The sequence below is a fragment of the Lachnoanaerobaculum sp. Marseille-Q4761 genome (assembly GCF_017565785.1).
GTDB lineage: Bacteria > Bacillota > Clostridia > Lachnospirales > Lachnospiraceae > Lachnoanaerobaculum.
Window position 1 is genome coordinate 807,115 of the sequence record NZ_JAGEKB010000001.1, and the last position, 25,204, is coordinate 832,318.

The following is a 25,204-nucleotide window of genomic DNA, read 5'->3' on the forward strand; positions in this document are numbered from 1 at the left end:
TATTAGAACAAGCTACATTTTAGTTTGAATATTTTGATGGAAAATGAGGTCAGTTATGTTTGTTAAGAAAACTATATCTATGTTAATGCTTACTGCCACTATTTCCATGACTGTTGCTGTACCCGGCTATGCTGCCATGAAGATTACAGATGCAAACTCTTTTAAATGGAGTCAGACAGGCAGTGAATGGAAAGTTGTTGATGGTTCAGGCAATCCTGCTACAGGCTTTGTGAGCTATAATGATCAGACTTACTATTTGGACAAGAATGGTATTATGAAAACCGGTTGGATTAAATCATCAGGTTCTTGGTATTACCTAAATGACAATGGAACATTGGCTGTGGATCAGTGGATCGACAACTACTACGTTGATAGCAGTGGTAAAATGACCAAAATACAGTAGGATATAAATAAAGGAGGCATTGATTAATCAATGCCTCTTAGTGGTTTTATTTTTAAATTATAATCCGTTTGCCGCTTCTTCAATTCTTTCAAAAACTAATCTTGCCATAATGCCTCCCTCTATATTGATATCGTTTGCTATATATTAAAGATAAATTATGGCAAATATATATTTTTAGTAAGTTCTTTTTATGTTCAAAATGCGTCTGATCTGTGTTTTTGTATCTAAATTTTTAAATATCCTCTGATTCTTTCCTTTAAAACAGGCACTACCTCCTCCTCAAACCACGGATTTTTCTTCATCCACATCATATTTCTTGGGGAAGGATGTACAATAGGTAAATATCTTGGCAAATATTCTTTATATGCTTTTACAGTCTCTGTAAGATTTGACTTTTCCCTGTTTCCCAAATAGTATTTCTGTGCATACTGCCCTATCAGTACAATAAGTTCCACATTTGGAAGTTCCTTCAAAAGTAAGGGATGCCATTTAGAAGCAAAATCTTTTCTTGGCGGCAAATCACCGCTTTTGCCTTTACCGGGGTAATAAAAATCCATCGGTATAATCGCAAAAATATCCGAATCATAAAATGTCTTTTTATCCACTCCCATCCATTCTCTAAGTCTGTCACCGCTTCGGTCAAACCAGTATTTTTTTGCCTCCTGAGCTTTTATCCCCGGTGCCTGCCCTACAATAATTACTTTGGCACTCTCCGGTGCACTAAATAAAGGATCTATACCTGCCTTTGTAAACTCCTCATTTTCCTTATCTGCCTTTATCTCATCAAATATCTTTTTAACATTATTTGAAAACATATAACTCCTTATATTATTTACAATATATTTTGTTCTGTTTAAAAAGCTACGATTATATGATATTCCTATAAAAATTTTTTTTCAATACTATGACTTATAAAAATCTCTTTCTTTAATACAGGCTTTTAAAAAGCAAATATTTAAATTACAGTTCAGGCATCCCCTTTAGAACTTTTGTTTTACAATCCTGATCGCAACGCTTCCTGACATGTTTTCCCTTGACAGCCATTATTTTTTAAAGTATAATTTTTTCTGCATGCGGGTGTGGTGGAATTGGCAGACACGCAAGATTTAGGTTCTTGTGGGCGACCGTGCAGGTTCAAGTCCTGTCACCCGCAGTTCTTACAAAACCCGATAAAATCGTATTTTTTCAAAGAACGCTAGGAATCAAGCCATTTTCAGCGTTCTTTTTTTGTCTTTTAAAAGATTTACTTTTCTTCTAAAATGCCTTGTTTTTCTCCACTATGCAACACAAAATGCAACACGCTAACCTGCCATTTTTTCATCTGAATTCTTCTTGCAGTAGATATTTATTAGACATCTTGCTTCTATGGTCGCTAGAAATACTTTTCCTTCTCTTCATCTGTTGCTACTACTTCTATGATGTCTTCAACACATAATTTTGTCATTAAGCATAGTTTATTAAGCGTGTCCAATGTGATAGACTTCCCTTGCTTTATATTTTCTAAGGTCTGAGCAGATAGCAATTTTTCTTTTTTTATACGAGTATAAGAATATCCTTTGCTGGTCAACTCTTTCATAATATCTATTTTATATCTAATCATAACCACCTCTTGTCTCACTTTCTTAATCTCAAGTATATACTGCACCCTACTTAAAAGCAATAAAAAAAGTTCTAAAAATAGAGTAAGAAGTACTTGACATTACTCTAATAATGGAGTAAAATAACATTGTAAGATAAATAAGGAACTTACAAAAACTTACAGAGCCGACCAGCAAATATAAAACTGTAAGTAAAAAGAAAGGTGAATAACATGACTAAGGAAACAATGATTGGAAGAACTTATGGAAGCTTTACAACAGATGAACAAAGAGAAATTAACAGAATGATTTCAGGTGCATACTATGGCACAGTTGATGGAATAGACAATGACAGACCTTCAGAAATCGGCGAGTATCAAATCACAATTGACCTTGAAAACGGCCTATCAGTTGTGGGCACATTGTCAGTGACTGAAGATGAGGTAGTTGAGTATATCAACGAAGACGGCATATTCTACAATCCAGCTGAATAGAAGCGCGTAAGAATAAATAAAAACGGCCCTGCAGCAGCCGACCAAAGCAAACCTGCAGGGCCTACCTCAAAAGAAAGGCAAGGTTAGTCTATCACATGAGTAAAAAGGTTGCAATATATATCCGAGTATCTTCTCTAGATCAAGCAAGGGAAGGCTACTCTTTAGCAGCGCAAGAAAGAACTCTGAGAAAATACTGCTCTGACAAAGGCTATTCTGTTTATGAACTTTACGCAGATGAAGGTATAAGTGGTAAGGATATGGCGCACAGGCCTGCGGTACAGAAACTTATGCAGAACGCAGAAGAAAAGAAGTTTGATGTTATTCTTTTCTGGGCTTTAAGCAGATTTACAAGAAGTGTGTCTGACTTGTATCAGACGGTATACAAATTGAATCAACTAAACATTGGCTTGGTTTCATACACTGAGGCATTTGACACATCTACGCCTTTTGGGCGTGCAATTATCGGCATTTTAGGGGTTTTTGCTCAGTTAGAGCGCGAGCTTACAAGTGAAAGAGTAAGCTTTGCACTTGATGAAAAATTTAAACAAGATAGATACATACCCTCACATCTTAAAGGCTATGTTGCGAAAAACAATAAATTACAAGTCATAAAAAAAGAAGCAGATTGTGTTAAACTATGTTTTGAATCATACTTAGAAACACATAACCTATCTGAAACAGCAAGGAAACTAAATTCTGCTGGCTACAGAGGCAAGAGAGGGAAAGCATTCTCAGCCAACTCTGTAAAAGTAATACTGAAAAATAAAACCTATACAGGATATATAAGATTCAAAGAAGAGGAAAAATCAGGATCACATGAAAGTATTATATCAACCGATACTTTCAAAAAAGTACAAAAAATTTTAAATCAAAAGCACAATTCAAGAAAAAGAAAAAAATTAAACAATAACAAATAAGGCAATAAAAATAGAAACAAGAAAGAGAGGAAAGTACAAGTCCTAACCTCTCTTTTTATTATTTTTCAAAGCTAACTTTCAAAGTTTATGCTTCAGTCTTTGTGCTGTCAGCACTACTTTTCAAAGTATCTATAGCTTTTGAAATTACCGACGGAATAGGTATACCCATAAGTCCGGCATTTTCAATGATGCTTATAGATTCATTTGCTATAAAAGCAATGATAACTGCATCCTTGATATAAGATGTCTGCATCACTATATCAAGTCTTACTGCTACAAGTACAATCATTAATGCCGCACCTTTACGGCAAAGTCCTTTAAAACCTGCCCTAGATTCAAGAGCTCCTGATTCAGACTTTTTGCTTTTCTTAAATATACCTGCAACTATAATCCCTGTCACATAGTCTACTGACATAAAAATTATAAGTGTAATAAGCGCCTCGCTCCATCCACCAAACATAGTTGCTATAAATCCCCCTATCACTCCAACAATTGAATATAAAACATTTGCTCTCATATGAATCCTCCTATTCTATAAGCTCATACTTATCAAATTCCGGTGCCACTGTATCATATTCCTTCTGATACTTACCTTTATCATCTACCCAGTAGTAAAGCTCCTTATCAGAATCTTTTATATATCCACTTTTCGCCATTACACCACTACTCGTGAGATAGTAATCAGCACCATCAACATTTATCCATTGTCCACTAAGCAGGGCTCCGTCTCGTGGATTAAGATAATACCATTCATCATTTTCCTGTTTAAACCAGCCTGTGATCATATAACCTGCTTCATCTGTCACATACCATCTATCACCGGATTTTATCCATTGACCTTTTAATACCACACCGTTAAGCTCATACATCCACTTGCCATCAAACTGCACCCATCCTGTAAAGGAATTCTTTTTATGCATCTCACAAGCCTTATAGGCACACCAGCTGGTATATTGCTCACACCAGTATGCCGGATGGTTGCCATCACAATTTTCCCTATACCATTCTCCGTACTTAGTATAATTATTTCTACCTACATTGGTGTGCTTACCGTCAAGACCTGCATTGCTTGCCTTTTCCTCATAGCCTATTTCTTCACAAGCTACTTTTACAAGTTCTTCAGCTGTACAGGTGTTGTCCCCAAACAGTGGACTACAAAAACAATTGATTCTATTAGTTCCTCCCACCTCTGCTAATGTGAAAGAATATTTTTTTCTTGCTACACATCCACCATTTCTATCAAAGCTTACGGAACTTGTATTGCCTTCCACTGTTTCAATATTGTATCTGTCTCCAATCTTTTCCACAGATACAACAATTCCTACATGTGCCACTCTGCCAAGGCTCTGACTATAAAAGTATACTTTATCCCCGATATGCGGTTCTCTACTAATTCTTCCTTGTCTACTTAGTAAAGCTTTACCTGCCAGAGTGAACTGCGAGTAATCTCCACCCATAAGCTTTTTACCTGATAAAAAAGCATTCAACATTATTTACCTTCTTTCTGTATAAAAAAGAGAGCACATTATGGCTCTCTAAAAATTACTTAATATCCTATTCGTTTTACCCTATGGAGTTAAGTCTACGGGTGGCATAAGCATAGTAGATGCTCCAACTCCATTGCCTATATCAGTACTTCCGATTTGCACAGATGCAAAATCATATGCTCTAAAGCTTGCATTCTCTCCCGGTGAGAGTCTGACACATGTATAGTTGCTTCTTGCTCTAAGCTTAACATCACCTGTGCCTGCCTCACTATACAGTGTAGCAGGTACAGCTCCATAGTCTGCCTTCACACGTGTGTTAACATTTTTCCAAGTTCCATCAAGCAAATTCCTTTTATAATTTGCTACTCGAACATAATTTGCAAGATTAGAAAAATTGGAAGTGTTTATTGTCTCTTCTTTTTGAATGCAAAGAAAAAATTCATCATTCGTATTATTAATATGCATTGTTGCATCCACCTGTGCCAACTGATATGATCCCAGTACAATTGAGTGAAATATTTTATTCAAGGAATTTCCATCTGAAGTTCCCATAAACTGCCCACCCGACACAATATCATTTTTTAATTGCTCACTTCCAACTCTAATATTTTGTCTGCCTTTCCCAAATACACTTTTTAAATCTGTAGTCTTCGCAAATAAGATAAGTAAATCAGTAATTACATTTAATATTGCACCCTGTAAAAGTCTATATCCACAAAGCAACTCATCACCTTTCCATAATGACACGGCTCCAAATAAATGTTGCATTTGTGTCTTATTCCCAACAAATACACCAGCTCCTGCGATACTTGTTAAAAATATACTGTTAGCATCCTCTGCACCGGTTTTCGACTTAAAAATGCTTGCAACCGTATCAGATAGCTTTGAGCCATAGAACATAGGCAGCCAAACTCCTTCTACCTCTTCAAATCTACTGCCATTCCACTCTCTAAATCCGATAGCCTCAAAACCTTCTCTTTTTTCAAAGCTGAACCACACATATCTATCATCTCCATAGACTTCCTGTCTTGTATACACTCTTGGAAGCCATGAGTATGCACCACCCGGATACCTTGCATTACTTACATCTGAAGCGGTGCCATCCAATTTCTTTGTATAGTCATCCTCATTCAACCTGTAATCACCAATACCGGTTTCAAGTACCATCCAAGGTTTATTGCCGGCAATTACAGGAAATTTTTTCCATGAACCATAATTTACTTTGCTTTGATCCAAATCCTGTGTAATTGGAGTAAAATCCTTGTTTGCGCCAATATACTCAATTTTTTTTGCAGGATTAGGTTCCCTCATATGCTCCACAAATCCATATACCTGGTCATCTCTGACAATGTTATAAATTTTATCCTGTGTTTCTTTATCCGCCAAAAATACCTTTGCCATTATTCTTCCACCTCCTCATAGTAGAAAGCGCCATTACTGATTCCAAGTTTATACTTTGCACCTGTTATATCATCTGTCAGAACAACTGTACTGACCTGCAAAGGTGCATCCATCTTAATTACAACCTTATCAGCATTTGAAACTTCAATTAAGAAATTTATTGCAATTGTAGATGGTAAAAGGTCGTTATAAGCCGGTAAATAGTCCCACTGATTATCATTTGCAATAGCAATTGCATACAGAATTTCACCTTCATCCGGGTCTTTTGCATATATACCCACTTCTTTGATATAGTATCCATTTTGCAAATTTCCACTTTCCTGTTTGTTTGTAATAAGGAATTTTATAAATACATTAGTATCATTTTGTCTCTTTAATGCTACAAACTTAAACTCCTGTCTTTGTGCCTTTAGAGCAGTTCTTTGGGTTAAATCATCAGATATACTATAGCTTCCATCTCCCGATACCGCTTTAGTTAACTCTATCTTTGCTTTATTCACCTGTGCTTTGGCAAGCAAGGCAATGCCTTTTTTTGTCAGAACAGCCTCTTTAAATACTCCAGCCATATTTTCTTACCTCTCCTACCTGTTATAAATTACTATTTCCGGAAAGCTTATCGCTGCTACACCTATATAAGGCTTACCTTTGACAGGCTCGTCACGACTATTATAATTATATATATTTCTTTCCGGCTTGCTCACAGCCCCTACACCGCCGTACTCCTTGCTTCCGATATTTCTTAAAATCGTAATCCTTCGAATGTGCGACCTGGCATTTTTTACTCTGTGAATCAAATTTGTAAAATACAAAATCAATTCTTCCGTCACTCTTGACTCAGTCTGTATTTCAAATGTTCCGGGTGTATATGGCGGATCTGCAAAATCGAACCACTCGACAATGTCACCCTCTCCAAACACTGTATTGATGAGCTCCTTGACTGCATTTGGCGTGCCGGCTCTTTGATACCAGCCAAGGGCATTTTTTACCAGCTGCCTTTTGATGTCAATCGGCAATACCTCATCGTAGTACTGTGTCCGAAATTCCAAAGCCATCAAGTCCAAAACATCCTCATCCATATGATCAATATCGGCGTAAAGCGATGTCTGAATCGAGAACCTTATAATTTTCTCCATTGCCATCTTATATGCATAGCTGATAGCTACATTACTTGGCTCAGACGAAAGCACCGAAGGTAAAACGGAAATAGGTTCAGCATCTTCATACTTAATCATTTTCAAGACCTCCATAAGTTACTGTCTGTGTATCAACACCTGCCACTGAATTTTCATCAACCACTGTAAAAACAGGAGATGTTATGTCTGCTCTCTTTGCTCCTGCATCAATGATTTTTTGCTTTAAAATATCAGGATTGATATCTCTTCCAATTTCAGCTCTTTGCCATGCAATATAGTCTGTTATTGCCTGAGCAACTTTCGCCTGTATTGTATTTGCCATTGATTGATCACTTTTATTGATATAATAAGTTAGGTTAATATTATATTTTTTTCTTGTAGGTGCAAGCACTTCAACTTTATCTGTCAACGGCCTTATATTTTCTCCTGACAGATATTCCTTTAGTTTATGTATTGATTCAGCTTCAGGTATTGCACCGTCCTTTAAAAGATATCGTATCTGAACGACTCCAGGCTCGGGACTTGTAATTCTTACATTGCTTATATCCGAACTATATTGCCTTGTAAAGTATTCATATGAGTCCACAGAACCTGCAGTTGAGTATGACGCAGGAGCAATATATATCCTTTGTCTTAGTGACTCGTCAGACTCTATGTCGGCTCCGTTCTCAGGTTTAGTTATATTCTTTGCACTGTCTACAAAAGCCACTATATCAACTATCGTATTAAGATCTCCAATATCATAATTATTAGTTGCTGCTCCTGTGGTCGTACAAGTCGCTTGAACATCTACATACTTCTTCCCTATTCCTATTTCTGCATACACATCTGTAGCAAAATAAATATTATCTCCGGCGGTTACCCTTGTCCCTTTAGGAATTCCTATCGCAGATACTCTTTGAGTGGTCATTGAAAATCTTATTGTAGTTGTAGCACCCGTTGCAGGCTTCCTGTAAATATGTTTCAGTGCACCAAGGTTTTCCAGATAGCCACCTCTGCTGTACTTTAAAAGCCCCATCTTGCCAGCATCATCCAAATACATATATCCCTGATAGATAAAGTATGCGCCTGTAAGCAATATTATTCGCCTATCATCTGCCTTACCAAGCACAATATCTTCACCTGTGATTTCCTTGTATTTTTCTTTAAACCAGGCAATCATATCATCTGCGAGCCGCTCCATTGTATAGTTCTTCATAAAAGATATTTCAGGATAGTCTTTTATACTCTTTAGGTTACTATTCTCCACTTCCATCACCCCTCTCAAGATATACTTTTATCTTTGTTTCTCCATCATTAGTATGTTTAAAATCCACACTGCTTACAGACACCCTTGGCTCGAACATTTCAACCTTAGCCACAATATCTGTTGCAATATCATTCTCAAGATCCACAGGGATTTTAGAAACATTATCAATTGACAGTCCTAGGCTTCTAATCAGTGGCACAGTACCTTCAGACAGTCTGAAGATATTATTCAAATTTCTAAGAATATCTTTGATTTCAGATTTGTCTACCTCATCCAAAAATTCAAACTGAAATTCATTCATATAGTCTCCCTATCTATATTCCGTCATTGTAATATCAAACTGTGCGCTTAAGAGCTCTCCTTTTTGCAACACAACACCAAAACTCTCCGACAATGCTGTAATCATAGCTTTAGAACATATATTCCGTCTTCCGATCACAAGTGGAGCTATCACTCCTGATGTCATATAGTTTATGAGTTTCTTTTCAAGCTTCTTAGGTGACATTCCCCTTGTAGCAATAACTTTTATCGTAAATGTTATAGCTTGAAGATTACTTCCCAGTAGCTCCACCAAAGGCTTGCCACCAATTACCTGATGTAGTGTAGTTCTGACTCCGAAATCCCTTTTAAATCCATTAAATGTAAGGATTCTTTTGTCACTGGTTTCAAATTTAAGATAAGGCCCCCAGTTTCCAATCTTTGCCATTTGTCCTCCTACTTAGCAATAATCTCTGCTAAACTGATATTTCCCGACTTGTCTTTGAAATTTAATGCTCCATTACTTACATTTATCTCTGCCTTTGGATCATCTCCGGCGTAAAACTTTCCAAGAATTACTGCCATAGAATTGTCATTGCTCATGTGGGCAACCACTACCGCATCATCTTTTTCGAATGTTTGCTTTATTCCTGCAAAAGCAAGAACAGGAAGCTCAGTCGTCGTTTTCCCGGTATCCGGATAAGTTACTGAAACCCCTCCATCACCTATACTGCTCACAAATCCTATTCTTATCATAGATCCTCCTATAACCTTGTAAATATTCTGTAGGCACTGACTTTCATTTTATGCCCAGAGCCTCCTGAAAGGTCATGACTTACCTTTGTCACATAATACTTGCCGTCAATGCGGCCCATTCCTTTAATCTCTATATTGCATGAAGCAACTATGTTTGCATTGCCCAAGGCCGTGAACTCCAATGCCACTGCCTTTTCGTTTTCAGAATTTACTTTTGCCTTTGCAGTTCTCTCAGCTTCTTCCTTGCTACCTGCTTTTTCATTCAGAACAAGGATTCTTGGTTCTTCGCCCACATTAACAGATATTATCTTTGTTTTTTCTTTTTTGTTCTTAGCCTTTTTATCGACCTGAATGTATGATATTTTTGCACCGGTATATGTGCCGATCAATGTTGAATTCCAACTCCAGTCCTCAAAGTCTGTCTCTGAAAATGTAGCCGTTATCCCTCTTGCCTCATACATACTCTTGTCAAATATGACCAACCCCTTTTTATATATCTTTATAAATAGACCTTGATCGCTACATAGCTTTGCTATAAATTCGCTATCAGATTGTTCTTCCTGATCCACTTTCTCGATTATCGGTTCACCTGCCCAAAAGTAAAGGTTCTCCATTCCATACTTGCTTTTTATCTCTTCAGCGATCTGTTTAACAGTTACCTTTTCCCAAGTCTTGCTAACCTTCCCTGTTTGGAATCCCAGTCCTGCAGGTAGTGACACTCCTTTTATGCTGCATTTGTGTCCACCACTTCCACCTGAATATGTGATATCATCTATTGTAAAGTTTCCACAATGATACAATTGATAGATGCTGTTGTTTGTCATGTTATGAAAGAATATTGTCACATCCAAATCATGTTCTTTTTCCGGGACAAAGCCCTTTCCCAATGCCCACTCCATATTTCTATCACTAAGATTTATAGTTATTTCATCAGCATTGCCAGAGTCATTATCTGTATAAGATAATGACTCACAACGACTTGAAAGACCAACTTCAGCTCCATCATATAAAATCTGATATGTTACCCTCCTAGATTTTTGCATTCAACATTGCCCTCCATGCTGGGTAATCACTCGTAACAGTTTCACTTACAGCATCTGCTTTGTCAGGGACAGTCAATTCAATGCCTGCTGGGAATACAAAGCAATCAAGCTTATCTCTGTTTAATTCCATAATCTTATCGCACATGTACTCGTTGCCATAAAGCTCGTATGCGATCTGATCCCATGTCTGCCCTTGAACTGTAGTATATGTTTTCATATTAGCCTCCTAGAACCTTGTTCTCCCTTTATCCTTCATCCACTGCTTCATCAGCTTATCGAACTTATCTTGCGACATCTCCTCGGCTTGAATAATATCTTCTTTTGACACTGAACCCTCGAATTTGTACACTGGAGAGTAGTTTATTGACACTGCTCCGCCATCTCCACTCTCCCCTGCCACTGCATATCCGGAAGAAGCTATTCTATCACTAAGAGTTGACAAAGAGACTCTGCCTGTTCCCATTTGGGAATCCTCAATGCGTTCTGCAAGTAGTTTTACAGATGCACTTATTGCACTGTCGATAAATCCTCCCATTTTGCTCCATAATTCTGACAGAGGAAGAATTGCTTCTGCTCCTGCCTCTCCGCCAACCATGGCATTATTTCCGTTAATACCAAACAGCGTAGGATTTGTCATGATTCCACCATCTTTGTACCACTCAACTCCCATTGTAGGAACTTTTGGAGGCATAAGACTAAAGTCTCCTTTTATAGAAAAGTGTGGCATTTTCAACTTAGGAAGTTCCCATTTGAAATTAAAAAATCCTTTTATTGCATTTACAGCACCGGATACAATGCTTTTTGCTGCTTCTAATTTTTCATTAAAAGCATTTTTTATTCCATCAAGTATTCCAACAACAGTGCTCTTTGCCCCCTCTAGATGAGTAGTGAAAAAGCTTTTTATTTCAGACAACTTACCATTTGTGGCTACATTTACTGCACTGAGAGCTCCAACTACAACGCCCTTCATCGCATTAAGAGGAGCGAGTGCAAGAGAGCTTAACACTCCAAAGGCTCCTGAAAAGATGCTCTTAAGTCCTTCAAGAGCTTGCAACCAATTACCTGTAAACACTCCTTGCACAAAGTCTATGACACCTTGGAACACTTGCTTAACTCCATTAATGACTCCATCTACTGTAGCCTTCCAACCATTAAAAACGCCTTCAATAAATGCGAAAGCAACTGGGAATTTATTTTTAAATCCATCTATGGCATTTCCAATCGACTCTTTAATTGAATTAAATTTTTCCCCAAGCCATACTCCAAGTTGCCCAGCTTTTTCCTTCACAGTATCCCAGTTCTTCCAGAGCAAAACTCCAATCGCAATGATTGCACCTATTGCCAAAATCACTAGGCCTATTGGACTGGTGAGGAAGGCAAATGCCGCACCAAGAGCCCATGTAACCCCTGCTCCGATTGTTGCCGTGACATTCCACACTGCGTGTGCTGCCGCAAGAGCATATGTTTGGACCACGCTTGCCGCTTTAACTATTGCATCCTGGATATACATAGCTTTTATAGCAAGAGTCAGTGCCATATCCTTGGCCTTTGCAATATTTAATATTGTAAGAGCTTTTGCTGCAGAATAAACTCCAGTAACAAACTTATAAAACTTTATGGCTGCTACTGCAGTTCCAATTGCTGTGATTGTAGGGAGGAATCCATCCCATTCTACAAAAGCATCTGCTACATCAGTTATACCTTTAGTCACCTTCAGCAATGCATCTACCACATTGGGAACGGCCGTCTCCGCTATAAATTTTATAGTAGGCTTGGCATGATCAAATGCCTCAAACATTCTGTCTTTTAAATCGTTCGCAAGATTTATAACACTTTGGAATGTAGGTTCATTCTCTGCGATTTTATCTCTTATATTACCAACTGCATTTTTAAGCGTACCCAAAAGGAAGCCTGCCACTTCCTGCCCTTTACCTATAAAGTCCTGCCCTGCATCAATTGCACTTCTTATTGAGTTAGGAAGTTTTATCCCAAAGCTCTCATCTAACATAGTGACAAAAGTATCTATTGTTCCTTCTCCACTACTGACTGCAACCAGAAAGTCCATTGTCCCTGAGGCCATCTTTCCAACTCCATCCATAAACTCATCAATTGGCAGTTTGTTAACCATACCAACGAAATTCTCTGTTATTTTAGGAATGTTTGTGGAAAACCCATCTATTATCTTGATTGCATGTGGTCCGAAACCTTCAATAAGCGATATCTTTAAATCACTTATTGCACTATTAAACCTTGCAATCGACCCTTTAAGTGTATTGGTGACCTTTTTATCCATTTCATCCAGTGCACCTTCGGAATTATTAAGGTTATCTGATAGTGCATCCCATGCTGAAGCCGTACCGTCTACACCTTCTTTTACACCATCCAGCAGATAGCCGAATTTCGAATAATAATTTGTTCCTGCAATTGCGGCCATGTAGTTATTTTTTTCTTCTTCTGTCAAACCTGACATCGCACCATTCAAATCTATAAGGATTTGACGCATATCTCTCATTTTGCCTGCATTATCATAGACTGCAACGCCAAGATCCTCAAATGCCGCCTTTGCTGCATCTTTGGTGGAAATACGCACAAGCATTGAATTCAACGCTGTTCCGGCTTCTGCACCCTTTACACCATTGTTCGCCAATATTCCAAGTGCTGTCGCAGTCTCCTTGAAATCCATACCAGATGCCCTGGCGGCACCTCCACAACCAATCATCGCTTCCATCAAGGCAGCAGAAGTTGTATTTGCCTTATTGTTTGTCATAACAACAACATCTAAATATTCCTGCAATTCATTTATTCCAACTCCCATGGCACTCATAGAGTCAGTGACCTGATCGCTTGTGGTTGCCAAATCTGCCTGCGTAGCTTCTGCAAGCTTTAAAACTGGAGTAAGTGCTTTTGTGCTGGTCTCAACATCCCAGCCTGCCAGTGCCATATACCCAAGGGCATCTGCTGCCTCCGAAGCAGTGAAAGTAGTAGCTTTACCTGCTTCTCTTGCTGCTGCAGATAATTGTTCATACTCACTCGCAGTCGCACCGGCTATACCTGAAGTATTTGCCATAGACTGTTCAAACTCAGAGTATTCACTTATTGCATCTCCGATAAATTCTCCGACTTTTATAGCAGCAAATCCGCCAGCAATTGCAAGCGCTGCCCCCTTTGCAATACCTACGAGATGGTTAATTCCATCTTCAGTCATTCCAAGGCTCTGTTTTAACGAATTTTCAACCTTTCCTGCTATGCGAATGGCCAACTCTTGCTTGTTGTTCCCTGCCAATATCTCCCACCTCCTCTGCCATTTCTATTAATTCAAAAACAGACAGGGATAGGAAAAAATCTACCCCTGTCTGCAACGCCATAGCAAGCTGTATAGCAAGCTTTCTTAATTTTTTGCCATCATCAGGCCTTATCCCTCTCCGTAAAAAAAAGAGGTCACCCTGTTTTTGACCTTAATTGCATCCTTTGGATGCAAGGCCTTGAAGAATTCAACCGGTATCTTTGTTGCCCTTGCCGATATGATACAAGCATATTCAAGAGACATCTCAGGCAGAAAGGAAAAACTACCACTCTTTTCAAGTATCTTATTTGCTGCAATCATATCTGTTGCACTCATGTTTTCTAAGCCACTCAAGTCAAGCTCTTCATACTCTCTATCTTCAAAGGTATATTTACGTGAGAATTTAATAATCATAGAGGTGTCATTTCCTGACACCTCACCATGAGAACCTTCTACATTAACTACTTTATTTTTATCAGCCATATTTATCTCCTTTAGCACTGACTTCTTATCTTAGCCAGTAGATCCTTATCATTGACCTTGTATACATTGTTCAGCTTATCAAGCTCAATTCTCTTCTTTCCATCATGCTCTATCATTATATATACTACTTCTACAGTAACAGAGGCATCCATTGTTCCGCCCTGCTTAACAGTTCCACCTGTAAGCTTCTTCTGTCTACCTCTTATTACTACTCTCATTCCCTTTGTATCTATACCCCCGGTTCCCTTTACCGTGTATTGCTCACTTGCTCTTAGAGTCAAGTCAAGAGTTTCTGTTGGAGACATAAGCTTGAATGCATCCTCGTCAAGTATTCTGAAAGGAATTTCAATTTCCATACTTCCAAATGAACCGATTACAACCTCTTCAAGCTCCCCAAGAATACCGGGACCACTTAATGTCTCCGTAGTTCCTTCAAAGTCAGGTAAGGTTATCTCTCCTGTTAGTCCTACAAGGGCTGTACCTTTGTAGTAAAGGTTAAAATTATTTATTACACCAGGTATTCCAAGTACTCCTGCCATAATTAGTTACCTCCTCCATTTAGTGCCGTAGCCAACATCGTTGGATCAAATTCAAGGACATTTACAATATTTTCCGCAGGAACATAAGGTGCAAGATATTGGTGGAATTTAATTTTCCCATTTAAAATATCTGTGATTTGATTGTCCTTTTCATCAAATACAATTTTTGCACCTGCACATTTGCTCTGAGACACATAAGAATTACCTCTAATATTCTCACTATCAACAATTGATTCAATCAAGCGGTAATTCGCAGGATCGTCAACCTTGTGGAAATAAGTAAGAATAAAACTATTGCTCCACCATGAGAAAAACCTTCTGCAACAGAACCATCTATCCTTAGGATCTGTTATACCTGGATATGCTGCAGTATTATTTCCCCAACTTCTCCATCCGCCAACATTAATTGCAGTAACAATTCCCTCTCCATTAAGAGCTCCTGCCTGATCCTGATCAAGTACCACCTCTGTACCGTCATCAAGTACCATTCCGGATATTCCAATAAGCTTATTTGAAGGTGACAAATTTGGAACATCATCATTATTTGCATCTGTATATGCCACCAGTGCAGCAAATATCGCAGAATATGCATACTGCTTTTTTCCAACCTTTACCTGCGGCCAAAGAGCTACAGTATGCTTGTTTGTATATCCATGGTTCTTTTTCCATACACCTACATCTGTATACTTCTTTGCCCCAGTCGCTGTACAGTCTATATCAATAACAGCCTCGCAACTAAAGACTCCATTTATCTCTGTGCATTTTGCTCCAAGTACAACCCCAACTTCCGGTATGTGTGACCATCCCGGGGCAAGAAGCAATCCGGGAACTAATCCAAATTTAGGATAAACCTGCCTGATTAATTCAATACCTGTCTCCTTATCTGTAGCAGCATCATATCCGCCAACTATGTCTTTTTCTCTTACAGCTGTCGGATCTATACTTGTAGACTTTACTGTCAATGTACTTGCACTCGCATGAGCACTCCCCTCAATTAGCGATATTAAAACCGTTCCATCCTCAGAAAAACTTGCAATATAATCCACATCCTTTTTGAGTGCAGTTCCGCCATTCTTCACAACAAGTGTATCAAGCAGAATTCCTGTTGTTTCTATTTTCGCCTGCTTTGCGACAACATTTACTGGTCCTTCAGCATTGTCTTTCTTGTGCTTCTTAGGATCCAAAACATTTATAAATATAATTGGTGCAACATTAAAAACTCTAAAACTTGCATCCATGCTTTGACAGAGTGTGTACTTTTTAAAGTCATCACTATATCCAAGCTGAGACACTGCCTCTGCGAAATTATACGCAATGAGTGGAGTATTAGTAACACTATACGGATCCTTTGCCAAGTTGACCGGTGCAGTTCCGACAACTACCTGCAATCCAGCAGTACTTGTAATTGGAGCAATAATACTTGTGGCCTGCTCCTCAACCCTAATTCCATGATAATAAGTCATTGCTTATCCTCCTATTTGTAATTTGCAACTTTTTCGTATAATGAAAATGTTGCACCTGTTTTTGTGTCAATTTCTTTCAGTGCAACAGCAGCACTTTCTATTGGAACAAGTAATCCATTGAATGCAGGCTCTTTATCAATTGCAGCCTTTAGTGATTCTGTCAATCCGTTGTTTAATACTGTTCCATGACTTGCAATCCCAACAATTGTAGGACCAATATATATTAAAACACTTTCTGTTTGCAAAACCTTCTCAGTCTCTTTTTCAACTACTCCCACATTCTTTTTTAATTCACTCATGTGTATTTATCCTCTTTCCTTATGGTGGCTGTTCTAAAACTCATACTGATAGCTCCAAAAAAGTAAGGAAACGACTCCTCTTCCTGAAGAGCCCATTCAAAAGGGTGCTGGTCGTCATTTAAAAACATAAACTGTTTTGACAAGATAGGATTTTTTAAAAATCTCTCTTCAATTTTCTGTATTATTTCTAGCAATGTCGTATGACCATTATTATTCAAATCATCATCAAAACATCCGAGAATTAACATTACCTGAACTTCTTGTGCTTCTACCCATCCCTTAACTTTTCCTTCTAAAACTCTAACAATAATATATGGGACTGGATCCGGGGCATCCTCATCTTCTCGAATTGGAAGATTTTGGGCATGTATATTTAACGGCCCATACTTACCAATAGAATCCTTAAATAAATCTTTTTCAAAAATACCACTGATATCTTTCATTAATTCTTTTTGAAGATTTCCTGCAGTCATTACCTACCTCCAAGTATCCTATTCGTTTCCCTGCTTATATGTTTTTTTAGGCTTTCCTGTATCTTAGGCTTTACAATCCCATAAACTTTCGCCTCGTTCCCAATCATTCTAGGAATTGAAGGACTGTAAAACTCTTTCAATTTTGTAGTATCGCCACCTGTTCTTCTTCTATCTGATATGCCTTTTGTATATCTTCCTGGTGGATCTCTTCTGACTACAGCTGTATGTCCGGAATGGTACTTTACAACAAATGCTTTTAATTTATCATTTAGCGACAAGTCCTTTAATGATCCATCTTTGTACAACTTACCCCTTGCACTTGCTCCGCCACTATGCCTTCTATATTTGAAGTCTGATAGTGCCGTGGCTTTTCCTGTTATTTTTAATGTGGCAACAAGGTTTGAAGCTGTTGCATTTTTTTGTTTAATAGCTTTCTTAAATCTTGAAGATTTTACAGCGTATGTCTCCCTCGCTTTATCAGCCAGAGCTGTCTTTGCATCTCTGGCTGTAGCATTTAAGGCTCTTTTTATAACATTAGGCACTTGGTTTTCTAAGAGCAAAAGCTTTGCTCTAATTCTTGATAAATCGACCTCGTCAATACTAAACTCAATCATTTGCTCCTGTTCCCTTCTAGAGTTATCGTATAAAGTCCGTATTCATCTGTAGAGTCAATAATTAAATAACGCTTTCCGTCAAGCATTATCTGCCTTCCGATTGCAGGCAACGGTCCGAAGTCCTTCGCTTTCACATAAATCAGCTTTTGCTTAACATACACTCCATCCATATTGGATTTTGCCTTCTTCTCTCGCTCTATGACTTCATTGTCATCAATCTGAACCGGCATATCCTTTCCGTCAATATTGTGAATATCAGAAAACTCTGCAATATTCATAAATGTAATATCTATATCCTGATTTATAATATCCTTGAACGACTTTCGTATCATTTACCCTACTTTCTTGCCCTAGCAGGTGTTTTAGGAATTTTCCCAACAAGGTCATCCCCATCTTCCTCGCCAGTCACTTCTCCGGTGAGTCCTGCTTCTGCAGATACAGGAACTGCAGAGGGAACTGTATTCTCAGTTACCTCTGCCTGATCAACAGATTCTTCATCATCAATCCACTCTGCTGTATCAGCATCAATCCACGCAGCAACCATATCAGAATTGTTTGCAATTATCTCATCACCAATATTATACTGCTTTGATAAATACAATATCGGATATTTAGCTATAAGCTTTAGCATATCTACCTCCTATCCAATCTTCACTTTGATAGTTGTAGCACTTGCAGTGGCATCTTCAGCAGCATATCCTGCTACCGCATTACTCCCTGCTGCCTCAGTAATTCCGTTTCCATCAAAGTACACTGTTGTACCCATCTTTATTTCATTTGTTCCAGTCTTTTTAAAGTCGTATACTCCTGAAACATGAAGAACTCCTGTTGCCTTAGGATTGATATCATCTCCTGTGATACCAATCCTTGTTCCTATCTTTACTACAGTGCCTACTGCAATTTTATTACTTCCTGTATTTGTATAGTCGAGAGCCTCACCTCTCTGGAAATATGTAGCACTTGCCATATTTAATTACCTCCTTTTATTTACACTAATGGATCTGCAACAACGATACCGTTGTTCTTAACTGCACCTCTCCAGTCCATAACTTCAACACCCCAGTCAAGATATATATCCCAAACGAATCCAAGTTGCCCCGGTGTTTCCATTCTGCGTATAGTTGGGATTTCCTGCCCGTTGAGGTAATCAACTTCAATAAAGTCTGTATCGTCCTGATGTCCTATTAAGAACCAAGGCATTGTCTTTCCATATCCACCACAAAGTGCATTAATTGTAGGCTCTTCCACAATTTCAATTGAACTTGCATATCTAAAGAGCGGATTGACTGCCTGAGTGTTACCTGATGTGTTGATTGTTGGACTGTTAAAGATTGTAAACACATCAAATCCCATTCCTGACGGAACAACGAGTGTTGCCGGTCTCACAATTATTGCATCGCCGAACTCATCTAACTGACCCTGAAGAGCCAAGATCATCTTTTGCATTGACTCTCTTGTTATTCCTGTCCCTGTTGCAAGAACATTCTTGTGACTGTTTGAGAAGAGCGGAGTTCCATCATATATTGCCGGGTTTTTAAGCAAAATGTTGTAAACCTGCTTATTTATTGTTTTTCTTGCACTTGCCGCATACTTTGCAGGAATTTTAGTTACAAGATCGATATCATCATTGATAAATGCCTGCCTTGTAAGGGTAAACTGTCGACCATATGTCTTGAGCTTTCTTGTAGGACGCTTTACATCATTAAATGTATCATGCTTAAGCTCACCTCCCTCAGGCACCTCAATGAACTCTCCTGCAGGTCCTGCCAAGTAGTTATTATCATTTGTCTTAAAATCCTTTAAGCTTCCCTTTTTTGTCCATCTGTCAAAAGTTACAGCAACAGTCTTATGTCCCTCTACATATGCCTTATTAATAGCATTGTCTAAAATTGCTGGGAATGCAGCAGTCGGATTATAATACTGTCTTTGAAGCATCCCAAAGAGCTCATCAGATGTTCTTCGATTTAAATTACCATCTCCATCTCCTGAAAGACACTCAATAGCTAAGTCACGAAGAGACATTCCCATCATCTGCCTTGATCCATCGGCAGGATTGTTGAGGCTCATTCCACTTCTAAGAAGCAATGCATCAGCCGCCGCCTCTCTGAATTTATCTTCCGCTGTTGCGACTACATCAACACCTCTTGCCGCAATCGGAGAGCCATTCTTTCTTACATGATCAAGAGCAGCCGCTCTCACAGCATCAACAGTTGCCTCTTCATCAATGTATGGCTTCGCATCCATTCCAAACTCAACACAAATATCTGTGATAGTTCTTATTCTGTTTCTCTCATCCTGAAGTGCTCTCTGAACATCAGTATTTGAATCCACACTTCCAGTCTCTTCATTCTGCTCCTCTGCTGAAATCTCTGCATTTAAAGTTTCAATTTCCCTTTGAAGAGAATCAAACTCAGCCTGCTCTTCTGCAGTCAAGTCTCTTCCTGCATTCTTTGCAGCATTAACTATTTCCTGCTGCCTTGATAGCTTTGCGTGTCTTTGTGCTTTCTTGTTCATAATTAGTTACCTCCTTGAACATTTGTTTTATTTATCTGAATCTGTCTTTCAAACCAGTCCATAGAGCGTTTTTCTTTGAATACCGGTTGCTCGGACAACTCCCTTCCAACTCCAACTGTTGGATCTGCCGGGACACTTACTATTGAAATTTCATAAGGTGTCCACTTTCTTGCAATTGCAGCAGGCCCTATGGCCTTGCCATCAGCTGACTGTTTACCTTGTGCCACTTCTTCCCAAGATTCGATTTGATATCCTACTGACACTCCTTTAAGTGTGCCATTGGCAACCTTTTGGAATATGCGCTCAGATTCCTCATCAGAATCAAACTCGACTTCTGCCATTCCTCTTCCGCCTTCAATCCATGCTTTAGCAATCTTTCCGATTACTGCATCACGATTGTGGTTAAAAAGCAAGCAGCCAATCTCATTAATTCTTGTTAAATCCACAGCACCTTCCGAGTGATCTAAAACTTCAGCACCCCAGTATCTTTGATAGGGTTCTTCAGACGAAAAAGAGAGGATAAACTTTCGCTCATTTCCCTCTCCACTTAATGCCCTTATGCTATTTTCAACCATCTCTCTTCTTGCCGCAGTCCTACCATTCTCAACAGGCTTATCTCTTTGCTGTTGAATCATCTTCCTCGTTTTCATAGAGTTCCTCCTTTGTTTTATCAAAAATTACACTTCCCATGTCAATTCCAAACTCTCTGGCATAATCAAGAACATCTGCGATTTCCTCGATTTGCTCCTTCCAATCTTTTCCTTGCTCTGCCGCAATCTGTTTGAATGTCTTTTGTCCAGTATTAAGTGCAATCCTGTTTGCATTTGCTTCCTTTTGTGGATCAATCCACTTTTTAGGAGCTATAATCCACGCATGGTCCAGATATTTATCTTTATTTTTCCAAAAATCTTTTATCTGAATATTCCCTGATAACCACAAGGATATAACAAATGTCTCAAATATTTCATCCATTACTTCAGTGAGCATTTCCTTTTCTTCCGCATAAGTCATCTCATCCTCTATAATTCCCTGCCTTGTTGAGGAATAATTGCTTTCACTCATATCACGGCTTGTTGCCTCATAACTAATACCCTGCCCTGCACCAACAAGTCTTTGTTGAAGTTTTATATAGCTTGCTGCATCTGTAGCTTGTCCTGCTGGATTAACAACTTGTATCTCGTCTCCTGCATTAAGCTCTTTAATCATACCGGGAGTTATAGACTTCCCCTGATAATCATGAAGAGCTCCTTGTCCAACACCTATACCTCTTCCAATTCCTGTCGTAGGAATGGTTTTCTTTATAAACACTGAAAGACATGCAGCAATCCTTTCCTTTACAGATACCGCTACCATGAATTCGTTTGCATCACGAATTCTTGTAATCGTAGGACTCATATCACTCATTTCTCTCACCTGTGATGGCCTATGTTTTGTGTAAAGGAATATTACATCTTTTGCTTCAATATAAACCGGAGTCATAATCGCTAAGTTATCAACAGGATATTGCCTGATCCAGTAACCAACCGGCTTGTTGAATTCATTTAGCTCTATTCCACCGACCACTTTATTTCCTGCATTTTTAGGCACAGTTTGAGAGCTATCAAGCTCATCCACCTCAAATGTTTGAAGCTTAAATGGCAGAAATCCATCACCAGTGTATCTTTTTACTATTAAGATTCCACCATCTATCTTTTTTCTTTTCATACACATTCTCATCATCTGAGTAAATGACTGAGTTCCTGTAACATCACAATTCTGTTTCTTGCACCACTTTTTCCATGCAGTTTCTATTGAGTCATTTAATTCATCACTTCCGGTTTTTGCCTGAAGAATATAACCTCCACCGATTACATTTCTCTTATAAGCTCCAATGACGGAATTCATCATATCTGAATTCCGTTCCAGATCTCTTGCCCTCGCTCTGACATTGTCACGGCTATATTTATCTGTATATTCTGCAGATTGATTTATCACTCTCCAATTAGCATTCCCTCTTGAGTAGTCACCTGCATCATAGCTCCTCATTTCATAAAGACTCTTTCGCCATGCCTCTCTTTTAGCACCCCACTCAGGTGATATAAATGAAATTAGACTGTCTAACCAGCTCACATTTATTACCTCCCACTAAATATGGCCACATATGTATCATCCAATAGGTGATTCCCCTTATTGGCTTGAACCTGTGCCATTAAATCATTCTTCATTTTGTACAATAAGTTTAAATCTGCTCTTGTCATCTGCCTCGTACCTATCTTATACGACTGCCCTCCGACAAGAACTGAATATATCGCATTATTAACTTCTTCCAGCATTTCACTTGCTGTATTATTCCCATTCATCTCATGCCTCCTTCTTCTTAAATGTTCCAGTTTTCATGATTTTTTATCCATTGCTCCTCAGGAAAATGTTGATTATCTTCCGATTTTACAATATTAGCTACGTCATCGTTTATATTATTAAGATGCATTGTTCTTACTCCAAGAATGTCGGCAGCGCAAAATGCGTAAACCTCGCAATCAAGATAGTGGTTATCAGCATGTGCTGTTTTTTGTTTCCACACCAATTTTGCAACCCCCTTTCCATTTCTTACATTTACCTTATGCTCCGCCGTTACCTGCTCTGCATATTCCATGTCACAATTCTTATATACCATCCATGATCCTGATCCATTATCTTTATGCATACGGCCTGCAATCATATCTTTATATTTACCTGTGTCAACAAGTACAAGATTCATTCCGTATGCCTTGCTATCAGCTTTATTTACTTTTGAAAGCTTGTAATGCGTCAACATATCGTTTGATGAACCTTTACTTGGCAACGCCCATTCTGAGTTGTTAGCACAAAAATCATACACTCTATCCGTATCGTTTCCTGAGTCTATCAACGCCAATGCCACAACCATTGATGTGCTGTCCGCCATCTGATATGATAAGTTCATTATTCTTTCCACTTCTTGGAAAGAATATGCTTGTCCGTGTGCTATGTTTTGACTTGTGAAATAATCACCCCATGCTCTTATGCTCCAATATAAACAATTTTCCTGAACGTCAACTCCTGCTGTGAGCACCTTCGTCCATTCAGGAACAATGAACTCTTCACATTCCGTTTGTCTTTCAAGAACTAATTCAGCATTTGTCTTAAGCTTTGTATCTTCCCAAGGCTCAGCAAGCCAACTGTTTGCAAAATTTTGCAGTCTTTCAGGATCCTCATGGCTTTCAAGAAACTCTTTAGCGATTGCGGAGAACCTTACAAAGGGTGAATACAAGGTATTCATCCAGAATGCCACTTTTCTTGCAAACTTAGTATTCTCCTTGACCACTCTCCATTCTCCCAACCTTAACACATCAGACTTATCTTTATCTGTAATTATGCAACCGCATTCCTGGCATACATAGGTGGCAAACTCTGCACGATCCGCATAGCTCATGCCCTCTCCTTTAGGGAATTGAATCTGTTTCATTTTCAACTCTATGTATTCTCCACAGTGAGGACAAGGCACAAAATAATGCTTTTCAATGTCTGCATCTTCCAATGCTTTCCATATATGTCCTTCTCTTAGTGTCGGAGTACTGGTTATAAATATCTTTTTGTTATGAAAGGTTTTTGTTCTCTCCCTTGCAAGTGATATAGGATCTGCTTCCTTCTTACTTGCTCCGGGATACTTATCTACCTCATCTAAAAAAAGATACTTGATAGCTTTACTTGCAAGGCTTGACGGTGAGTTTGAGCCTGCAAGTGTCAGATACATTCCATCAAACTGCAGTTCCAGCCTTGTTGAGTCATTCTCAAAATACCTTTTTTTTAATCCCGGAGCCGCCTTTATCATAGGCTGGAGTCTGTTTTCTGATATAGATTCAGCAAGCTTATCTGTAGGGTAAACAATCATAGTAGGAGCCGGATCTTGTTGGATGATATACCCCACCATATTCTGCAAACACTCCGTACCTCCTACCTGAGTAGGCTTTACATAGATTATCTCTTCCGTCTCATAGTTATTAAATTCATCCATTATACCTTTCAGATATGGTGTGTGTTCCGTTCTCCATGGTCCCGGCATAGCGGAAGATTTTACATCTAATACTCTATACTTATCAGCCCATTCACTAACTGTAATATCTTCAGGTGGCTTTAGAAATTTAAGTGATTCTTTTTGGTAGTCTGTAACCTCAAATCTACGGAACGGATTTCTTGCCACGCTTTTTCTTTTCCAATTCCTCATGTGTACAGCCCGCCACCACAAAGCTATCCATCAATCTCATGACCTCTGAGCTCAAATCTTTTTCTACTGACCTAAGTTCCACAGGATCGCAATGTCCAATTATCCTTCCTACAAGTCTGCTCGGAAGAGACAATGCAAACTTCTTAAATGCAACAAAAAATCGGCTATAGTCCATCTTTACTTCTTCAATATCGATGTACTTACCCGATGCTATCTCTGTCTTTAACCTATGCATTTCTCCCTGTGATTCTTTTAAAGCAATTTCCGCTTGTAGCTTTTGCGCTCTAAGTTCCATTTCCTTTTCAGATTTACTTTTACCATATGCTCTATCTGAAAGATACTTTATGTATTTTTGTATCGTTGGAACTAATTCGTACCGATTACCCTCTAATGTCTTTGTAGTACAGATTATTCCTTCCTGCGTGAGTTGCTGAACCCTTCTCACTGTCACACCGAAAAGCGATGAAATAACTTCTACACGACAATATGTACTTTGTTCTTCAAGCATCAATCATCACCTCCTATGATTTTTTATATGGTATCAGCCGTAACGAAACCAAACATTTGTTTTGATTTTTAGGGGGATAAGTACTGCA

The 25,204-nt window shown here is 38.6% G+C and carries 32 protein-coding genes and 1 tRNA gene; 4 read left to right on the forward strand and 29 right to left on the reverse strand.

Going from position 1 to position 25,204, the window contains the following annotated elements:
- Positions 1-55: 55 nt before the first annotated feature.
- A complete protein-coding gene (locus J4O15_RS03675) occupies positions 56-403 on the forward strand; it encodes a choline-binding protein A (RefSeq protein ID WP_009219621.1) in 348 nt (115 codons plus the stop codon).
- Positions 404-627: 224 nt separating this feature from the next.
- Here J4O15_RS03675 and J4O15_RS03680 read toward each other — a convergent pair whose 3' ends face one another.
- Positions 628-1,218 carry a uracil-DNA glycosylase family protein gene (locus tag J4O15_RS03680; RefSeq protein ID WP_208099738.1) on the reverse strand — a complete coding sequence of 197 codons (591 nt, stop codon included), beginning with the start codon at positions 1,216-1,218 and terminating at the stop codon, positions 628-630.
- Positions 1,219-1,476: 258 nt separating this feature from the next.
- On the opposite strand from J4O15_RS03680, the gene J4O15_RS03685 reads away from it, so the two are divergent.
- Positions 1,477-1,556: transfer RNA gene (locus J4O15_RS03685), tRNA-Leu, on the forward strand.
- Between the two features lie 219 nt (positions 1,557-1,775).
- On the opposite strand, the gene J4O15_RS03690 is transcribed toward J4O15_RS03685, so the two are convergent.
- The gene (locus tag J4O15_RS03690) at positions 1,776-2,003 is read right to left on the reverse strand and encodes a helix-turn-helix domain-containing protein (RefSeq protein ID WP_208099739.1); all 228 of its coding nucleotides are present in this window, start codon (positions 2,001-2,003) and stop codon (positions 1,776-1,778) included.
- A gap of 210 nt (positions 2,004-2,213) precedes the next feature.
- Between J4O15_RS03690 and J4O15_RS03695 the strand changes: the two genes are divergently transcribed.
- Positions 2,214-2,474: a hypothetical protein gene (locus J4O15_RS03695; protein ID WP_208099740.1), complete on the forward strand. Its 261-nt coding sequence runs from the start codon at positions 2,214-2,216 to the stop codon at positions 2,472-2,474.
- 95 nt (positions 2,475-2,569) lie between these two features.
- Complete coding sequence (locus tag J4O15_RS03700; RefSeq protein ID WP_208099741.1) at positions 2,570-3,391, forward strand: recombinase family protein; 822 nt, start codon at positions 2,570-2,572, stop codon at positions 3,389-3,391.
- Between the two features lie 85 nt (positions 3,392-3,476).
- Here the strand turns inward: J4O15_RS03700 and J4O15_RS03705 are convergent, their stop codons facing one another.
- The 27 genes from J4O15_RS03705 to J4O15_RS03835 form a co-directional block, all read right to left on the reverse strand.
- Positions 3,477-3,908, reverse strand: coding sequence for a phage holin family protein (locus J4O15_RS03705; RefSeq protein ID WP_208099742.1), 432 nt, complete (start codon positions 3,906-3,908; stop codon positions 3,477-3,479).
- A 10-nt stretch (positions 3,909-3,918) separates the two neighbouring features.
- Positions 3,919-4,881 carry a cell wall-binding protein gene (locus J4O15_RS03710; RefSeq protein WP_208099743.1) on the reverse strand — a complete coding sequence of 321 codons (963 nt, stop codon included), beginning with the start codon at positions 4,879-4,881 and terminating at the stop codon, positions 3,919-3,921.
- Positions 4,882-4,959: 78 nt separating this feature from the next.
- Entirely contained in the window at positions 4,960-6,279 is a 1,320-nt protein-coding gene (locus J4O15_RS03715; RefSeq protein WP_208099744.1) for a hypothetical protein, read from the reverse strand.
- Positions 6,279-6,845, reverse strand: a complete 567-nt coding sequence (locus J4O15_RS03720) for a phage tail-collar fiber domain-containing protein (protein WP_208099745.1) — start codon at positions 6,843-6,845, stop codon at positions 6,279-6,281. Before J4O15_RS03720 ends, J4O15_RS03715 begins: the two co-directional genes overlap by 1 nt.
- A 15-nt stretch (positions 6,846-6,860) precedes the next feature.
- Positions 6,861-7,511, reverse strand: a complete 651-nt coding sequence (locus J4O15_RS03725; RefSeq protein WP_208099746.1) for a phage tail protein I — start codon at positions 7,509-7,511, stop codon at positions 6,861-6,863.
- Positions 7,504-8,667, reverse strand: a complete 1,164-nt coding sequence (locus tag J4O15_RS03730; protein WP_208099747.1) for a baseplate assembly protein — start codon at positions 8,665-8,667, stop codon at positions 7,504-7,506. Before J4O15_RS03730 ends, J4O15_RS03725 begins: the two co-directional genes overlap by 8 nt.
- Complete coding sequence (locus J4O15_RS03735) at positions 8,651-8,962, reverse strand: GPW/gp25 family protein (protein WP_208099748.1); 312 nt, start codon at positions 8,960-8,962, stop codon at positions 8,651-8,653. Before J4O15_RS03735 ends, J4O15_RS03730 begins: the two co-directional genes overlap by 17 nt.
- A 9-nt stretch (positions 8,963-8,971) precedes the next feature.
- The gene (locus tag J4O15_RS03740) at positions 8,972-9,367 is read right to left on the reverse strand and encodes a phage tail protein (protein WP_208099749.1); all 396 of its coding nucleotides are present in this window, start codon (positions 9,365-9,367) and stop codon (positions 8,972-8,974) included.
- 8 nt (positions 9,368-9,375) lie between these two features.
- Positions 9,376-9,675: a hypothetical protein gene (locus J4O15_RS03745; protein ID WP_208099750.1), complete on the reverse strand. Its 300-nt coding sequence runs from the start codon at positions 9,673-9,675 to the stop codon at positions 9,376-9,378.
- Positions 9,676-9,683: 8 nt separating this feature from the next.
- Positions 9,684-10,718 carry a phage late control D family protein gene (locus tag J4O15_RS03750; RefSeq protein ID WP_208099751.1) on the reverse strand — a complete coding sequence of 345 codons (1,035 nt, stop codon included), beginning with the start codon at positions 10,716-10,718 and terminating at the stop codon, positions 9,684-9,686.
- Positions 10,705-10,935, reverse strand: a complete 231-nt coding sequence (locus J4O15_RS03755; RefSeq protein WP_208099752.1) for a tail protein X — start codon at positions 10,933-10,935, stop codon at positions 10,705-10,707. Before J4O15_RS03755 ends, J4O15_RS03750 begins: the two co-directional genes overlap by 14 nt.
- Positions 10,936-10,944: 9 nt before the next feature.
- Entirely contained in the window at positions 10,945-14,001 is a 3,057-nt protein-coding gene (locus J4O15_RS03760) for a phage tail tape measure protein (protein ID WP_208099753.1), read from the reverse strand.
- Between the two features lie 129 nt (positions 14,002-14,130).
- Positions 14,131-14,484, reverse strand: coding sequence for a phage tail assembly protein (locus tag J4O15_RS03765; protein ID WP_208099754.1), 354 nt, complete (start codon positions 14,482-14,484; stop codon positions 14,131-14,133).
- 11 nt (positions 14,485-14,495) lie between these two features.
- A complete protein-coding gene (locus tag J4O15_RS03770) occupies positions 14,496-15,023 on the reverse strand; it encodes a phage major tail tube protein (RefSeq protein ID WP_208099755.1) in 528 nt (175 codons plus the stop codon).
- Positions 15,024-15,025: 2 nt separating this feature from the next.
- Positions 15,026-16,486: a phage tail sheath family protein gene (locus tag J4O15_RS03775; protein ID WP_208099756.1), complete on the reverse strand. Its 1,461-nt coding sequence runs from the start codon at positions 16,484-16,486 to the stop codon at positions 15,026-15,028.
- Between the two features lie 11 nt (positions 16,487-16,497).
- Positions 16,498-16,785, reverse strand: a complete 288-nt coding sequence (locus J4O15_RS03780; protein WP_208099757.1) for a hypothetical protein — start codon at positions 16,783-16,785, stop codon at positions 16,498-16,500.
- A complete protein-coding gene (locus J4O15_RS03785; RefSeq protein WP_208099758.1) occupies positions 16,782-17,258 on the reverse strand; it encodes a hypothetical protein in 477 nt (158 codons plus the stop codon). The genes J4O15_RS03780 and J4O15_RS03785 overlap by 4 nt, the downstream gene beginning before the upstream one ends.
- Positions 17,258-17,872 (reverse strand): hypothetical protein, encoded by a 615-nt coding sequence (locus J4O15_RS03790; protein WP_208099759.1) that lies wholly within the window; start codon positions 17,870-17,872, stop codon positions 17,258-17,260. The genes J4O15_RS03785 and J4O15_RS03790 overlap by 1 nt, the downstream gene beginning before the upstream one ends.
- Entirely contained in the window at positions 17,869-18,204 is a 336-nt protein-coding gene (locus J4O15_RS03795) for a hypothetical protein (protein ID WP_208099760.1), read from the reverse strand. The genes J4O15_RS03790 and J4O15_RS03795 overlap by 4 nt, the downstream gene beginning before the upstream one ends.
- Positions 18,205-18,209: 5 nt before the next feature.
- Positions 18,210-18,503, reverse strand: a complete 294-nt coding sequence (locus J4O15_RS03800; protein WP_208099761.1) for a hypothetical protein — start codon at positions 18,501-18,503, stop codon at positions 18,210-18,212.
- 9 nt (positions 18,504-18,512) lie between these two features.
- Positions 18,513-18,839, reverse strand: coding sequence for a DUF2190 family protein (locus J4O15_RS03805; protein ID WP_208099762.1), 327 nt, complete (start codon positions 18,837-18,839; stop codon positions 18,513-18,515).
- Between the two features lie 20 nt (positions 18,840-18,859).
- Entirely contained in the window at positions 18,860-20,386 is a 1,527-nt protein-coding gene (locus tag J4O15_RS03810) for a phage major capsid protein (protein WP_208099763.1), read from the reverse strand.
- Between the two features lie 2 nt (positions 20,387-20,388).
- A complete protein-coding gene (locus J4O15_RS03815; RefSeq protein ID WP_330638611.1) occupies positions 20,389-21,036 on the reverse strand; it encodes an HK97 family phage prohead protease in 648 nt (215 codons plus the stop codon).
- Positions 20,999-22,495 carry a phage portal protein gene (locus J4O15_RS03820; RefSeq protein WP_208099764.1) on the reverse strand — a complete coding sequence of 499 codons (1,497 nt, stop codon included), beginning with the start codon at positions 22,493-22,495 and terminating at the stop codon, positions 20,999-21,001. The genes J4O15_RS03815 and J4O15_RS03820 overlap by 38 nt, the downstream gene beginning before the upstream one ends.
- A 5-nt stretch (positions 22,496-22,500) precedes the next feature.
- Positions 22,501-22,725 carry a peptidylprolyl isomerase gene (locus J4O15_RS03825; protein ID WP_208099765.1) on the reverse strand — a complete coding sequence of 75 codons (225 nt, stop codon included), beginning with the start codon at positions 22,723-22,725 and terminating at the stop codon, positions 22,501-22,503.
- A gap of 17 nt (positions 22,726-22,742) precedes the next feature.
- On the reverse strand, positions 22,743-24,608 hold the full coding sequence (locus J4O15_RS03830; protein WP_208099766.1) for a phage terminase large subunit family protein: 1,866 nt from the start codon (positions 24,606-24,608) through the stop codon (positions 22,743-22,745).
- Entirely contained in the window at positions 24,562-25,116 is a 555-nt protein-coding gene (locus tag J4O15_RS03835) for a hypothetical protein (RefSeq protein ID WP_208099767.1), read from the reverse strand. Before J4O15_RS03835 ends, J4O15_RS03830 begins: the two co-directional genes overlap by 47 nt.
- Positions 25,117-25,204: the final 88 nt, after the last annotated feature.